Raw genomic sequence first — 13,324 nt, 5'->3', positions numbered from 1 at the left:
CGACTTCGCTCGCCTCATGACACACTGCCCTCATGACGGACACTGATAGCACTACGCCCAGCCATCCGGACTCCAATCCCGCCCCTCACCTCGCATTCCTCGACGACGTCGAAGGCGAGAAGGCCCTGACCTGGGTCAAGGAGCGTAATGCCGAGGCCGAAGCGACCCTCGCTTCGACGTCCCGCTACGGCGAGCTGCGCGATGGCGTCCTGGCCATCTTGGACTCGACCGACAAGATCCCAGGTGTTGTCCAGCGCGGCGACTACCTCTATAACGTCTGGACCGACGCCGAGCACGAACGCGGCATCTGGCGCCGCACCACCTGGGAGTCCTACCGCAGCGATAATCCCGAGTGGGAAGTCCTCATCGACGTCGATGCGCTCGCCGAGGCCGAGGACACCCCGTGGGTATGGCACGGCGCGACAGTGCTGCGCCCCGAAAACAACCGGGCACTGATTGACCTCTCGCGCGGCGGTTCCGATGCTGATATCACCCGCGAATTCGACCTTGAAACCAAGCAGTTCGTCGATGACGGCTTCTACCGCCCAGAGGCCAAGGGCTCAATGCAGTGGGCCGATACGACGGGCGAAGGTGTCTTCGTGGCGACCGACTTCGGCGAAGGCAGCCTCACCGATTCCGGCTATCCCCGGATCGTCAAGCGGCTGCGCCGCGGCCAGCCAATGGACCAGGCCGAAACGATCTTCGAGGGCGAAACAACTGATATCTCGGTCGGCGCTGCGTACAACCGGCTCGATGACCGCACCTTTATCTACCGCAGCACCACGTTCTACACAGGCGAATTCTTCGAACTCACGGACGAGGGACTCGTCAAGATCGATATCCCCGAGTCCGCCCACGGCTCCGTGTGGACCGACTGGCTCATCGTGCGCCTGCGTGATGCCTGGCAGGTCGGCGGCCAGACGTTTGCGGCCGGCTCGATCCTCGTCATCAACTACGAAGAATTCCTTTCCGGCAAGCGCGAATTCACCGAGCTGTTCGCCCCGACGGCAAGCGCCACCGCGGTCGATATCACCGCGACGAAGAATTTCCTTGTCCTGACCATCCTGGATGATGTCGTCAACCGCATCGAGCTGTTCACCCCGCCCGTCGGCGACGACGCGTGGACGAGCCAGCCACTCGACTTCGTCTCCGACGTTGTGCCCGAGACTGCCGAGGGGCAGCGGCCCATCGTGACGGCCTCGGTCGCGGCGATCGACAGCGAAACGAGCGATGACCTGTGGGTCACGATCGAGTCGTTCAACCTGCCCTCGACTCTCGCGGTTGCCCACCTGGCTTCCGATGGCAGCGTCACCGAGGTCGAGACGCTGAAGTCGCTTCCCGCATACTACGACGCGAATGGCGTCGAGGTGAGCCAACACTTCGCGACGAGCGAGGACGGCACGAAGGTCCCCTACTTCCAGATCAGCCCCGTCGGCGCCACCGCCGACGGCTCCACCCCGACGCTGCTCTATGGCTACGGCGGCTTCGAGGTATCCCTCACCCCGAGCTACTTCGCGGTCGCGGGTAAGTCCTGGGTCGAACGCGGCGGCGTCTACGTCATTGCCAACATTCGTGGCGGCGGCGAATACGGGCCGCAGTGGCACAAGTCCGCCCTGAAGGAAAACCGCCACAAGGCCTACGAGGATTTCGCGGCCGTCGCCAAGGATCTCGTCGAGCGCGGCGTCACGACGCCCGAGCACCTTGGCGCCCAGGGCGGATCCAATGGCGGCCTCCTCATGGGCAACATGCTGACGCAGTACCCGGAGCTCTTCGGCGCGATCGTCTGCCAGGTGCCGCTGCTCGACATGCGGCGCTACACCAAGCTGCTCGCAGGCGCTTCATGGGCCGCCGAGTACGGCGATCCGGACGATCCGGCGCAGTGGGAGTTCATTAAAACCTTCTCGCCGTTCCATCTCTTTGATCCCGACGCGAGCTACCCGCCCATTTTGTTCACGACGTCGACGCGCGACGACCGCGTCCATCCGGCCCACGCCCGCACGCTCGCCTTCGAGATGCTGGCCGCCGGCAAGGACGTGACCTACTTCGAGAACATCGAGGGCGGCCACGGCGGTGCGGCAACAAACGCCCAGCGCGCCATGATGCAGGCCTATGCCTACGAGTTCCTCTGGCAGCGGCTGAACTAAGACGCAGACACCACACACAGAAGGGCTGCCCCAGGATTACTCCCGGGGCAGTCCTTATGTTTATGCCAGACTAGCGATTCTCGTTCGGATCGATCCGCTCGCCATAGCGCGGCGGCTCGTCATTGGACGGCGGAGTGCTCGGCGGATTCTCGCCATAACGCGGCTGATCCTGCGGTGCCGCAAACGGGTCCGAGGTATCTCCGCTGACTGGACGTTGCTCGCCATAACCCGGCTGCTGACCGTAACCCGGCGCCTGCCCATAGCCCGGCTGCTGGCCATATCCCGGCTGCGGCTGACCGTAACCCGGCTGCGGCTGGCCATAGCCTGCCTGCGGACCGCTATAGCCACCGCCATAACCGCCCTGCATCTGGGCGATCGCTTCGCGTCGGCGGCGGTTAACCCGCAGTAGCCAGACGATGCCAACGATGAGCAGCACGAGACCCGCGAGCGAGACCAGCAGGCCAATGAGGATCGGCGTGCCAAGTGCGCCCGGGTTGTTCGCGATCTCTTCGACCGCCGAAGCCGGGCCCACCACGAGGGAACCGTCAGTACCGCAGTTGATGGTGTACTCGCCGGCCGAGGGGGCTTCGTAGATCTTCAGCCCCTGGATATCGGAGACCGAGGCGGCCGTGCCACTTGCGTCGAGATTGCAGGACAGGTCCGTTTGGTTCTGCGTCGTCACGAAGACCCGATCACCCTGGTTCAGCGAGATCGTGCCGCCATCGGAGACTTCCTGGAACGAGGACAGGTCCATGTTTCCAATGACGCTCATGCCCGCAGCAATAAGACCGCCGAAGAAGCCGAACACCAACATGAGGGCGCCTAAGACAATCGAAAAAACGGGGCCCGTGCGAGACGGAATCGGTGGTGCTCCAGCACTCATCGCAGCTCCTTGTGTGGGATGTATTAACGGTTGCCAGTCTACGCGCCTCGCGGAGAAATTCGAGACACGGACCACATACCCGAGGTCTAGATGTTATCGACACTGCGTCTATAAGATAGAGACATGATGTCGATAAACCGTTCCACCGCCGCAACTACCCCGTCCAAAACGCTCACGTTTGCCTACCTCGCAGCCGGATACACCGTCGCCGGCCTCCTCGCCGGTCTCGGCTACCGCGAGCTCACCCGCCACTCCGACTTTGATGGCTTCACCCAGCTGGCCGTCATGCACACCCACCTGCTGGTCCTCGGCACCTCGATGATGCTGGTCTTCATGCTCATCGAAGCCGTCTTCCGGCTCTCGGCCCACAAGTTCTTCACGGCCTTCTTCTGGGTCTACAACGCGGGCGTCATCATCACCTCTGCGATGATGGGTGTCATCGGCTACCGACAGCTGGAAGGACTCGAGCACTCCAAGGCGCTCGCTGGAATCTCGGGCACGGGCCACATTCTCATCACGATCGCCTTCGTACTGTTTTTCCTCTGCCTCTTCCGCGCCGTCAAAGCCCGCGAGACTGTTTCCGCCCAATCGGTTGCCTAACGACTCCCACCTTCCTAGGCTCAGAAGTGAAAGACCCGCAACGGAGCTTTAAGGAGCATCATGGCTGACTACATTGATCCGAGCGTCGACCACGGCAAGAAGCCGTATGTTATCGACATCGAAAAGGAGACAGTCGGTAACGATCTGTTCCGCAAGACGATTTGGACGGGCGCCCACCTGCAGGCCACGCTCATGACCATTCCGGTCGGCGGCGACATCGGCCTTGAGGTCCACGAAGAAAACGATCAGTTCCTGCGTCTGGAGCAGGGCAAGGGTCGTTGCCAGATGGGTCCGTCCAAGGACGATCTGTCATTCGATGAAGAGGTCGAAGACGACTGGGCCATTTTCGTTCCGGCCGGAACCTGGCACAATGTGACGAACATTGGCGATGAGCCGATGAAGCTGTACGCGATCTACGGTCCGGCCGATCACGAGCCCGGCACCGTTCACAAGACCCAGGAAGATGCCGAGAACGATCCGCACGAACACTGATTCGCTCCTTACCGCAAGGACGCTGAACGAAAACGAGCCGTCCGCCCCTAGCCGGGGGCGGACGGCTCGCCTTGTCAAAGCCGGCGCTATCGCGCTGGCGACACTGCTAGTCATCGGGCTGCCGACGGACATCATCCCGAATCCGATCTTCGGCCGCGAGGTTCCGGTGCGCGCGTGGGAATACCCCGTGCTCGCATTGACCGTCGCGCTGACGTTCGCGTGGTTCGCTGTTCAAGCGCCGCGCCGCCCGAAGGACGATGGCCGGTTGGCCGGCGGCCTCACCCTCGCCCTGTTCGCCGTGGCCTGTCCCGTGTGCAACAAGATCATCTTGCTACTGCTCGGGGCATCTGGAGCGATGGGCTTCTGGGCGCCTTTGCAGCCCTATATCGCCGTCTTTTCGGTCGCGGCGCTCGCCGTGGCGCTGTATCTGCGCATCCGCAATCGCGATTGCACGACCGAGGCCTGCGCCGCCTAGCTCGCCTCGTCCTTGGAAGGCAGCGCCGGGCGAGCCGGCGCTAGCGCGAGGATCGGGCGCGCACGCACCGGCGGGTGCGGCTCCGGGAGCCGGCCCTTGAGCCGGATCCCATGCGGCACAACGACGACATCGCCGGCTGGTCCCGCCGCGAAGACGCGGTGGGAGCGACGAGCATCGGCCTCTTCTTGCAACTGGATCAGCTGGCGCGCGGTGCGCTGCATATCGCGCTCCATCTTCTTCAGCTTGCTGCGCAGTTCAATGATGTGGCGAATACCCGCGAGGTTGATGCCTTCGTCGCGGCTGAGCCGCTGGATCTCGCGCAGCGCCTCCACATCATCGCGGCTGTAGCGCCGCCCCTTGCCTCGGGCCCGCGAGGGCGTGACGAGGCCGAGGCGGTCGTACTGCCGCAGCGTCTGGGGGTGCATGCCCGCGAGTTCGGCAGCGACCGAGATGACGAACGTGGGTTCTTCAGTTGTCATCGGCGCTTACCTCCTCACTCACGGGCTCGCGCGGCCAGGTCGGCGCGCGGATTATCTCCAGCTGTTGCGGCCTTCAGGGCCTCGATGCCGTCCTTCGCCTCGTCGGACAGGTGATGCGGCACCTGGATCGCGACGGTTAGGAGCAGGTCTCCCTTGCCGTTCTTCGTCTCGATGCCGCGGCCCTTGACGCGCAGCACGCGACCGGAGGGCGTGCCGGCCGGTACCCGCACGCGCACGGTCGAACCGTCGAGCGTGGGGACCTCAACCGTCGCCCCGAGCGCGGCTTCGGCGTAGGTGACGGGCAGCTCCATCCGCAGGTTGTTGCCGTCCATCTCGAAGACGGGGTGCGGCGTCACGCTCACGGTGATGACCATGTCGCCGGCCGGGCCCCCGTTGCTGCCGGGGTGTCCCTTGCCGCGCAGTTTGATCTTCTGGCCGTTCTTCACGCCCGCGGGGATGCGGACGTTGATCGAGCGGCCGTCGACCTGCAGCGTGACGGTTTCACCCGTCGCTGCCTGGCGAAAGCCGAGCGTCGTTGCGGCATGCAGATCCGCGCCGGACTGGGGGCTCGGAGCGAATCCGCCGAAGCCACCAAAGCCGCCGCCAGAGCGCCGGGTTCGGGTACCGCCACCGCCGAACATCTTGAGGATGTCGTCGATATCGGGACCGCCGTCGCTGCCGGTTTCGAAGCGGACGTTTCCGCTGCCACCAAACATGCCGGAAAAGACGTCTTCAAATCCGCCGCCGGGCCCGCCGGGGCCGCCCGGACCGGCAGAGAAGCGAGCTCCTCCGCCGGCCATGGCGCGGATGGCGTCGTATTCTTCGCGCTTCTTTGGATCGGACAGGACCGCGTAGGCCTCGCCGACTTCCTTGAACTTCGCCTCGGCGGCCTTGTCCCCCGGGTTTTGGTCCGGGTGGTAGGTCCGCGCAAGTTTGCGATACGACTTCTTGATCGCGGCGGCATCGGCGTCTTTCGGCACGCCGAGCACCTGATAAAAGTCCTTATCGAACCAGTCTTGGCTGGCCATGACGCCTCACCTCCACGTGTGTTGTTGGGATTGCGATTTACTCAGGGTTGGACACCGCCACTCGGGCGGCTCTAAGGACCTTGTCGCCCATCTTGTAGCCGGGCTGCATGACCTGGGCGATCGTGGCGACGGAGACCTCGGAGGACGGGGTGGCCATGAGCGCCTCGTGCACCTCCGGGTCGAACTCTTCGCCGGCTTCGCCAAAGCGGGAGACCTTGAAGTGCTGCTCCAGGGTGTTTTCCAGCTTGGTCGCGACCGTCGCAAAAGTACCGGTCAGGTCACCGTGCTGGCGGGCGAGCGCAATATCGTCAAGGACGCTGAACAGCGCTTCCACGACGTCGGCGACGCCCTGATCCTTGGCCTGGGAGGCCGCCTCGCGGGAGCGGCGAACGAAGTTCGCATACTCCTGCTCGGTGTTGTACTGCGCGGCGCGCGAGCGGGCCAGATCGTCGGTCAGCTTGGCGTTTTCGGCCTTGAGATCGGCGAGGTTGGACTGGGCCTCATCCTGCGCGGGGGTCTCCTCCACGTAGGCGGGGCCGAACTTGTCCCCTTCGGGATGCGTATCGGCGCTGGCGCCGGCATCTTCCGTCGTGAACTCCGCGGCCTGCGCCGCATGAGTCTCGTCGACCTCGTCCGTCACCGGGGACTCCCCCTGGTGGCCGCCAGGCTCGGCCTCAGCCGGAGCCTGGCGCACCTTGCCAGTTTCGGGGTCGATCCGACGACGATCACGCACGATCGGCTTCTCGTCGTTGTTCTCGAAATCCGTCACTTACTTCTTCTCTTCCTCATCGTCGACGATCTCGGCGTCAACGACGTCCTCGTCGGCGTTGGGGCTCTCGCCGGCCGGGGCCTGCTCGCCCGCAGCCTGCTCGGCCTGGCCCTGGTTGTAGAGCGCCTGACCGATCTTCTGTGCCTCTTCGGTCACCTTGGACTGGGCCGTGGTGATGGCATCGAAGTCGTCGCCTTCCAGCGCCTTCTTCAGATCATCGACGGCGGTCTGTACCGAGGTGGAGACGTCGGCCGGGATCTTGTCCGCGTTGTCCTTCAGGAGCTTCTCGGTGCCGTAGACGAGCTGCTCGGCGGAGTTGCGGGTGTCGGCTTCCTCACGGCGCTTCTTGTCTTCGGCAGCGTGCGATTCGGCTTCCTTCACCATGCGGTCGATCTCGTCCTTGGAGATGCCGGAGCCGCCGGTGATCGTCATCGACTGCTCCTTGCCCGTGCCACGATCCTTGGCGGAGACGTGGACGATGCCGTTGGCGTCGATGTCGAAGGTCACCTCGATCTGGGGCACGCCGCGGGGGGCCGGGGCGATGCCGGTGAGGTCGAAGGTGCCGAGCGGCTTGTTGTCCCGGGCGAACTCGCGCTCACCCTGATAGACCTGGATCAGCACGGAGGGCTGGTTGTCCTCCGCAGTGGAGAACACCTCGGAGCGCTTCGTCGGGATCGCCGTGTTGCGCTCGATGAGGCGGGTCATGACGCCGCCCTTGGTCTCGATACCGAGGGAGAGCGGGGTGACGTCGATCAGCAGGACGTCCTTGCGGTCGCCCTTGATGACACCGGCCTGCAGGGCGGCGCCGACGGCGACGACCTCGTCCGGGTTCACGCCCTTGTTGGGCTCCTTGCCACCGGTCAGCTCGGTCACGACTTCGGTCACGGCCGGCATACGGGTCGAGCCGCCCACGAGGACGACGTGGTCGATCTCGGAAACGGAGATGCCGGCGTCCTTGATGACGTTGTTAAACGGTGTCTTGGTGCGGTCGAGCAGATCCTTGGTCATTTCCTCGAAGTGGGCTCGGGTGAGCTTTTCTTCCAGGTGGATCGGGCCGCCTTCGCCCATCGAGAGGTAGTGCAGCGAGATATCGGTGGAGGTCGCGGTCGACAGTTCCTTCTTGGCCTGCTCCGCGGCATCCTTCAGACGCTGCAGCGCGATCTTGTCCTTGGACAGATCCACGCCGTCCTTCGTCTTGACCTGCTCGACGAGCCAGTCGACGATGCGCTGATCCCAGTCGTCACCACCGAGGCGGTTATCGCCGTTGGTCGCGCGCACCTGAATGGTGGAGAAATCGTCCTCGTCCTTGCCGACTTCCAGCAGCGAGACGTCGAAGGTACCGCCACCGAGGTCGAAGACCAGGATGAGTTCGTCTTCCTTACCCTTTTCCAGGCCGTAGGCGAGGGCCGCGGCCGTGGGCTCGTTGACGATACGCAGGACGTTGAGGCCAGCGATCTGGCCGGCGTCCTTGGTCGCCTGACGCTCGGCGTCGTTGAAGTAGGCCGGCACGGTGATGACGGCTTCTGTCACGGGCTCGCCGAGGTACTCTTCCGCGTCGTGCTTGAGCTTGCCAAGAATACGCGCGGAGATTTCCGGGGCGGTGTACTTCTTGCCGTCGATATCGACCGACCAGTCGGTGCCCATGTGGCGCTTGACCGAGGAGATGGTGCGATCAACGTTGGTGACCGCCTGACGCTTGGCGATTTCGCCGACGAGGACATCGCCGTTCTTGGAAAACGCGACGACAGACGGGGTGGTGCGAGCGCCTTCAGCGTTCGCGATGATGGTGGGCTCGCCGCCTTCGAGGGTGGCGATGGCCGAGTTTGTGGTGCCGAGGTCGATACCTACTGCACGTCCCATAAGTTGTGCTCCTTTTGTCGCGGCCGGGTCCGGCCCGAAGGTTCCGGACCGGCACGTCGACCTTGTAGTTGAGTGGTCTGCACTCAAGTTTTCCAGTCGCTCGACTGTTGTCAAATCGAGATCGGCAAACTTGAGTCTAATAGGCTCAACTTAGCGGAGGCAGGAATTATTCCCGCCACCCTATGGCGTGGCCCACAGGACACCTGCTGGCTTGATGAGCGAGCTAAACGTGCTACCGCGTTGAGTTTTTCTGCCCGAGGAACGATACGCTTCTGATATGTCCACGTCACCTTCGCCGCATTGGCTGACCTCCAAAGAGCAGCAGTCGTGGCGCGCCTACCTCGCGATGACCGCGCGGCTGCACGCACTCCAGGGACGTCAGCTCCAGGTCCTGCACGGAATCTCGATCCAAGATTTCCAGGTCCTTGTCCACGTCTCCGAGGCCAGCGATGGCTGCATTCGAACCTCCGATCTCGCAGACGCTGTCGTCTGGGAGCGCTCCCGCCTCTCCCATCACCTCGCCCGTATGGAAAAACGCGGCCTTATCGCGCGAAATACCTGCCCCAACGACGGCCGCGGCGTCCTCGTATCCCTAACACCCGCGGGCGAAGAAATCCTCGTGAAGGCAGCGCCGGACCACGTCGAACTCGTCCGGCGGGTCTTTATTGACGCCCTTGGCCCCGATGGACTCGGCGAACTCGACTACGTCACCGCCACCGTGCTCGGAGCGCTGGACGTCGAACCCGAGCCACAGTCGCGCTAGGGCGTGCGACCACGCGGCACTGAGCGCGCGCATCAGCACCGTGGCTTAGGCTGGCGACCATATCACGTGCTCTGCCACACGAAGGGACGCCAACGATGACTACCTACGACGAACTCCTAGCCGCCGTCAGCTGCACTGATGGGCGCGAGATTTTCGATCCGGCCACGGGCGAGCTCGTCGGCCAGATCCGCGAACGTTCGCGCGCCGATCTCAACGCCGCGATCGCAGGTGCCCGCGCCGCCCAAAGCGAGTGGGCCGCTCGCAGCCATGAGGAGCGGTCAGCCGCACTCAACACCGCCGCCGATGCCATCGAGGCACACGCGGACGCGCTGGCCTAGCTCCTGTCGCGCGAGCAGGGCAAGCCGATCGTCAACGGCCCCAATGCAGCATTCGAGGTCGGAGCATGCGCTGCCTGGCTGCGCGCGACCGCCGCCTTTCCTATGGAGCCGGAGGTGCTCGTCTCCGATGAGGAGCAGCACAGCGAACTGATCTACGAACCGCTCGGCGTCGTGGGAGCCATCGGGCCGTGGAACTGGCCCATGATGATCGCGATCTGGCAGCTGGCGTCGGCGCTTCGCACGGGAAACACCGTGGTGGTCGAACCCAGCGAATACACTCCGCTGTCTGTCTCGGCGCTCGTGCACGTTGTCAATACCGCGCTGCGGCGAACTCGGCGCAGCGCTGTCCTCCCACCCCGATATCGACAAGGTGATGTTCACCGGATCCATCGCGACGGGCCAGGCGATTATGCGGGCTGCCGCCGACGATCTCACCCGCCTGACGCTCGAGCTGGGCGGCAACGACCCGGGGCATCGTGCTGCCCGACGCTGACCCCGAGGCCATCTCCGAGGGCCTGTTCTGGGGAGCATTCATCAACACCGGGCAAACGTGCGCCGCCTTGAAGCGACTTTACGTTCACGAGGACATTTACGACGAGGTCTGCCACGCCCTCACAAACGTTGCGTCCGCGATGCGGATGGGCGTGGGCACCGAGGAGCCGAACGTCCTTGGTCCGCTGCAAAATAAGGCGCAGTTCGACGTCGTCGCCTCGCTCGTTTCAGCCGCCAAGGCCGCGGGCGGGCGTGTGCTGCTCGGCGGCAATCCCGACCCGGAGCAGGTCGTTTCTTCTACCCGACGACGCTCATCGCTGATCTCGATCACGACAACCCGCTCGTCCGTGAGGAGCAGTTCGGTCCCGCGCTCCCGATCGTCAAATACTCCAGCATCGACGAAGCCGTCTGCTACGCCAATGACCTGGACGTCGGCCTCGGCGCCTCCATCTGGACGAGCGATCCGGACAAAGGCAAAGAACTCGCACGCCGCATCCAAGTCGGAACGGTGTGGATTAACAAGCACGGCGCCATCGACCCGCGAGTACCTTTTGGCGGCGTGAAGCACTCCGGCTTCGGGCTGGAGTTCGGCATCGAGGGCCTAAAGGCCGTCGCTGCGCCGAAGGTCATCAGCTCCTAGGACTCCGAGTCTTCCGTCTCGTCCTCGGACTTGACGAGATCATCCTGCGGGCCGGTGATGCGAGAGGCCCGCTCGATCGCGCCCGGCTGCGCTAAGTGCTCGACCCAGCTCACATCGTCGGGATGCGTCATCAGGTCACGTGCCGATTCGACGATCCGGCGCCGCTCGTCGTCGATGATGCCCTGGACCTCGTCGTCGCTCGTACCTTCTTCCACGACGGCGAGCAGGCGCAGCAGCTGGGCGAGTACGAGCGGCTCTGCCGTCGCGTACCGCCGCACCGGTCCGACGATCTCCTGCAGGAAGTCGATCGTGCTGGGCGCGGGGGCGAATGCTCGCAGGATGCCGTCCTCGTCGGTCACCCACTCGTGGTTGAGGGGGTGCTCCGCGGCCATGCGAGCAACGGAGATCGCCTGGTTGACGGCGTGCACGGCCGTCGTCGGATCATTGGTTCCGGGGGAGAGTGCGCGCACCGCAATATCGGAGAGCTGATGCATGCCGAGGCGAATGTCGGCATCGGAGACGCGTTCGTGATCGATCTGGACGACGCCGCGCGGTAGCTCAGTGTCCTCATCGAGCTTGCCCTCCCGACCAAAAACCCACGCGACCGCCTGACCGGTGATGAGCGGATCCCCGGGCGAGACCGCGATGACGACGACGGCATCATGCTGTTGCGCCCAGTTCGCCGCGCGCTTCGTCGCGACGAGGCGGACGTGACCGGAATCCTGCGCCCGCACCGCGAGGGCGTCGTCGGGAATCTCGGGCACGTCATGCGGCTCGCTCCACTGCTTGCGGTGACGGGCATATAGCCGCTCGACGCGTTGGGACGCTGTTTCAATGATGGAGTCGACGCGCACCATAGCGACGACGCGCGAGACGTACCAGACGAACGTGCCGATCGCGATCAAGACGAGCAGCATCGCGACGGTGACACCGATCTGCGGGGGCCGTTCGCGCGATTCCGCCTCCACGGAGCGCAGCAGCAGGAGCGCGTAAACGAACACCGCGATGAACACCGCGAAGATACCTTTAACCGCGCGCGACTGGATGAAGTCGCGCAGCAGCTGACCGGAATATTGGCCGGAGGCCACCTGCAGCACGATGAGCGTCATCGAGATCGTCGTCGTGAGCACCGTGAGCATGGAGGAGGCGATGAAGCTCAGCATGTCCGCCGCAGCGGAGGTGTCCCCGGGCCACAGGTACCGGGCGAGCACATACTCGCTCGGGACGTAGACCCGCGCGAGGATCGTCGCGGCGATCGCGGCTGCCAATGCGCTCAAGAGCGGCACGAACCAGATGGTGTCGGAGATCAACTGCCGGAGCTTTTCTGAGGGGCGCATGCTCCATTGTCCCCACTAACCTGGTTTCATGACCACCACCCGCCCGCACTCCGCCGGTCGCTATGCACCCTCCCCCTCGGGCCGGCTCCACATCGGAAACCTGCGCACCGCGCTCATCGCCTATGGCCTCGCGGTGCGCTCAGGGCGCCGCTTCGTCATGCGAGTGGAGGACATCGATCGGGTCAAGGAGGGCGCAGCGGCCGACCAGCTCGCCGATCTCGCGGCGCTCGGGATCACGTGGCAGCACCCCGAGCTGTATCAATCGACGCGGGCCGAGGCCCACGAACAGGCGCTCGCCGAGCTCACGCAACGCTCGCTCACCTACGAATGCTACTGCTCACGAAAAGACATCCTTGCGGCGCCCACGGCCCCACACACCCCGCCCGGCTCCTACCCCGGCACGTGCCGCGATCTCAGCGAAACCGAGCGCGAGCGCGCCCGCGAACGCCTGGCTGCCGCCGGTCGTAGCCCCTCGATTCGGCTTCGCACCGATACGCGCAGCTTCACCGTCACCGAGCAAATCGTCGGAGTGAGCCCCACCGCTCCCGAGGAAGCCACCACGAGCTATACCGGCGTCGTCGACGATTTCGTCATGCGGCGCGGCGACGGCGTCCTCGCCTATAACCTCGTGGCCGTCCTCGACGACGCCTATCAGGGGGTGGACCAGGTATGCCGGGGCGACGATCTCTTAGCCTCCTCGCCCCGCCAGGCCTACCTTGCCGCAATTCTCGGCGTCACCGAACCGGTCTACGCGCACGTCCCCCTGGTGGTCAACGAGGAGGGTGCGCGCCTCGCCAAGCGCGATGGCGCCGTCACGCTGCCGGAGCTCGCGGCTGCCGGCTGGGAGGTCGCGGACGTGATCGAGTGGTGTGCGACGAGCCTGTCTCTGCCGCCAGTACGCACGGCGGAGGACTTCGTCGCCGAGTGCTCGCTGACCACCTTGCGAGCCGCTGGTGGCCCGCACGTTTTCATCGCACCCGCTCCCTGATCTGCGTAGCAAAGCGGCTCCACCTCCGCGCGAGGT

General features: G+C 64.6%; 13 protein-coding genes and 2 pseudogenes. 9 read left to right on the top strand and 6 right to left on the bottom strand.

Features of this window, described 5'->3' with window-relative positions:
* Positions 1 to 32 precede the first annotated feature (32 nt).
* A complete protein-coding gene (locus MUN85_RS00590) occupies positions 33 to 2,144 on the top strand; it encodes a prolyl oligopeptidase family serine peptidase (RefSeq protein WP_250504911.1) in 2,112 nt (703 codons plus the stop codon).
* A gap of 70 nt (positions 2,145 to 2,214) precedes the next feature.
* Here the strand turns inward: MUN85_RS00590 and MUN85_RS00585 are convergent, their stop codons facing one another.
* The gene (locus MUN85_RS00585; RefSeq protein ID WP_250504910.1) at positions 2,215 to 3,027 is read right to left on the bottom strand and encodes a resistance to Congo red protein; all 813 of its coding nucleotides are present in this window, start codon (positions 3,025 to 3,027) and stop codon (positions 2,215 to 2,217) included.
* 123 nt (positions 3,028 to 3,150) lie between these two features.
* On the opposite strand from MUN85_RS00585, the gene MUN85_RS00580 reads away from it, so the two are divergent.
* From MUN85_RS00580 to MUN85_RS00570, 3 genes are read left to right on the top strand one after another with little or no spacing between them, the layout of a single operon-like run.
* On the top strand, positions 3,151 to 3,627 hold the full coding sequence (locus MUN85_RS00580) for a DUF2871 domain-containing protein (protein ID WP_250504909.1): 477 nt from the start codon (positions 3,151 to 3,153) through the stop codon (positions 3,625 to 3,627).
* A gap of 60 nt (positions 3,628 to 3,687) precedes the next feature.
* Positions 3,688 to 4,119, top strand: a complete 432-nt coding sequence (locus tag MUN85_RS00575; protein ID WP_092563623.1) for a cupin domain-containing protein — start codon at positions 3,688 to 3,690, stop codon at positions 4,117 to 4,119.
* Complete coding sequence (locus MUN85_RS00570; protein WP_250504908.1) at positions 4,091 to 4,594, top strand: hypothetical protein; 504 nt, start codon at positions 4,091 to 4,093, stop codon at positions 4,592 to 4,594. The genes MUN85_RS00575 and MUN85_RS00570 overlap by 29 nt, the downstream gene beginning before the upstream one ends.
* Here the strand turns inward: MUN85_RS00570 and MUN85_RS00565 are convergent.
* Genes MUN85_RS00565 through dnaK form a run of 4 tightly spaced genes read right to left on the bottom strand, consistent with a single transcriptional unit; the run spans position 4,591 to position 8,730 of the window.
* On the bottom strand, positions 4,591 to 5,073 hold the full coding sequence (locus tag MUN85_RS00565) for a heat shock protein transcriptional repressor HspR (RefSeq protein WP_250504907.1): 483 nt from the start codon (positions 5,071 to 5,073) through the stop codon (positions 4,591 to 4,593). The two genes, MUN85_RS00570 and MUN85_RS00565, sit on opposite strands and share 4 nt — an antisense overlap.
* 14 nt (positions 5,074 to 5,087) lie before the next feature.
* Positions 5,088 to 6,101: a DnaJ C-terminal domain-containing protein gene (locus MUN85_RS00560; RefSeq protein ID WP_250504906.1), complete on the bottom strand. Its 1,014-nt coding sequence runs from the start codon at positions 6,099 to 6,101 to the stop codon at positions 5,088 to 5,090.
* Positions 6,102 to 6,138: 37 nt separating this feature from the next.
* Positions 6,139 to 6,870 carry a nucleotide exchange factor GrpE gene (locus tag MUN85_RS00555; protein ID WP_250504905.1) on the bottom strand — a complete coding sequence of 244 codons (732 nt, stop codon included), beginning with the start codon at positions 6,868 to 6,870 and terminating at the stop codon, positions 6,139 to 6,141.
* Positions 6,871 to 8,730 carry a molecular chaperone DnaK gene (dnaK, locus tag MUN85_RS00550; protein WP_092563632.1) on the bottom strand — a complete coding sequence of 620 codons (1,860 nt, stop codon included), beginning with the start codon at positions 8,728 to 8,730 and terminating at the stop codon, positions 6,871 to 6,873. It lies immediately after the preceding gene.
* A gap of 277 nt (positions 8,731 to 9,007) precedes the next feature.
* Here dnaK and MUN85_RS00545 point away from each other — a divergent pair, with 277 nt between their 5' ends.
* The 4 genes and pseudogenes from MUN85_RS00545 (at position 9,008) to MUN85_RS12995 (ending at position 10,963) form a co-directional block, all read left to right on the top strand.
* Positions 9,008 to 9,493 (top strand): MarR family winged helix-turn-helix transcriptional regulator, encoded by a 486-nt coding sequence (locus MUN85_RS00545; protein ID WP_250504904.1) that lies wholly within the window; start codon positions 9,008 to 9,010, stop codon positions 9,491 to 9,493.
* A gap of 95 nt (positions 9,494 to 9,588) precedes the next feature.
* Positions 9,589 to 10,092 (top strand): annotated as a pseudogene (locus tag MUN85_RS00540) (aldehyde dehydrogenase family protein); the annotation flags it as partial.
* Positions 10,093 to 10,138: 46 nt separating this feature from the next.
* A complete protein-coding gene (locus MUN85_RS00535; RefSeq protein ID WP_250505018.1) occupies positions 10,139 to 10,324 on the top strand; it encodes an aldehyde dehydrogenase family protein in 186 nt (61 codons plus the stop codon).
* Positions 10,308 to 10,963, top strand: a pseudogene (locus MUN85_RS12995) (aldehyde dehydrogenase family protein). Before MUN85_RS00535 ends, MUN85_RS12995 begins: the two are co-directional and overlap by 17 nt.
* Here the strand turns inward: MUN85_RS12995 and MUN85_RS00525 are convergent.
* A complete protein-coding gene (locus tag MUN85_RS00525; RefSeq protein ID WP_250504903.1) occupies positions 10,960 to 12,300 on the bottom strand; it encodes a DUF2254 domain-containing protein in 1,341 nt (446 codons plus the stop codon). The pseudogene MUN85_RS12995 and the gene MUN85_RS00525 overlap by 4 nt on opposite strands.
* Before the next feature lie 28 nt (positions 12,301 to 12,328).
* Here MUN85_RS00525 and gluQRS point away from each other — a divergent pair, with 28 nt between their 5' ends.
* On the top strand, positions 12,329 to 13,288 hold the full coding sequence (gluQRS, locus tag MUN85_RS00520) for a tRNA glutamyl-Q(34) synthetase GluQRS (RefSeq protein WP_250504902.1): 960 nt from the start codon (positions 12,329 to 12,331) through the stop codon (positions 13,286 to 13,288).
* Positions 13,289 to 13,324: the final 36 nt, after the last annotated feature.

Source organism: Bowdeniella massiliensis, from assembly GCF_023634005.1.
Lineage (GTDB): Bacteria > Actinomycetota > Actinomycetes > Actinomycetales > Actinomycetaceae > Bowdeniella > Bowdeniella massiliensis.
This window is presented reverse-complemented; position numbering and strand designations above follow the sequence as displayed.

Excerpts from the sequence above, each read along its gene's own strand:
- MUN85_RS00585 (WP_250504910.1), bottom strand. The coding sequence starts at position 3,027 with ATGAGTGCTGGAGCACCACCGATTCCGTCTCGCACGGGCCCCGTTTTT.
- MUN85_RS00575 (WP_092563623.1), top strand. The coding sequence starts at position 3,688 with ATGGCTGACTACATTGATCCGAGCGTCGACCACGGCAAGAAGCCGTAT.
- gluQRS (WP_250504902.1), top strand. The coding sequence starts at position 12,329 with ATGACCACCACCCGCCCGCACTCCGCCGGTCGCTATGCACCCTCCCCC.
- dnaK (WP_092563632.1), bottom strand. The coding sequence starts at position 8,730 with ATGGGACGTGCAGTAGGTATCGACCTCGGCACCACAAACTCGGCCATC.
- MUN85_RS00560 (WP_250504906.1), bottom strand. The coding sequence starts at position 6,101 with ATGGCCAGCCAAGACTGGTTCGATAAGGACTTTTATCAGGTGCTCGGC.
- MUN85_RS00545 (WP_250504904.1), top strand. The coding sequence starts at position 9,008 with ATGTCCACGTCACCTTCGCCGCATTGGCTGACCTCCAAAGAGCAGCAG.
- MUN85_RS00525 (WP_250504903.1), bottom strand. The coding sequence starts at position 12,300 with ATGCGCCCCTCAGAAAAGCTCCGGCAGTTGATCTCCGACACCATCTGG.
- MUN85_RS00565 (WP_250504907.1), bottom strand. The coding sequence starts at position 5,073 with ATGACAACTGAAGAACCCACGTTCGTCATCTCGGTCGCTGCCGAACTC.
- MUN85_RS00580 (WP_250504909.1), top strand. The coding sequence starts at position 3,151 with ATGATGTCGATAAACCGTTCCACCGCCGCAACTACCCCGTCCAAAACG.
- MUN85_RS00570 (WP_250504908.1), top strand. The coding sequence starts at position 4,091 with ATGCCGAGAACGATCCGCACGAACACTGATTCGCTCCTTACCGCAAGG.
- MUN85_RS00590 (WP_250504911.1), top strand. The coding sequence starts at position 33 with ATGACGGACACTGATAGCACTACGCCCAGCCATCCGGACTCCAATCCC.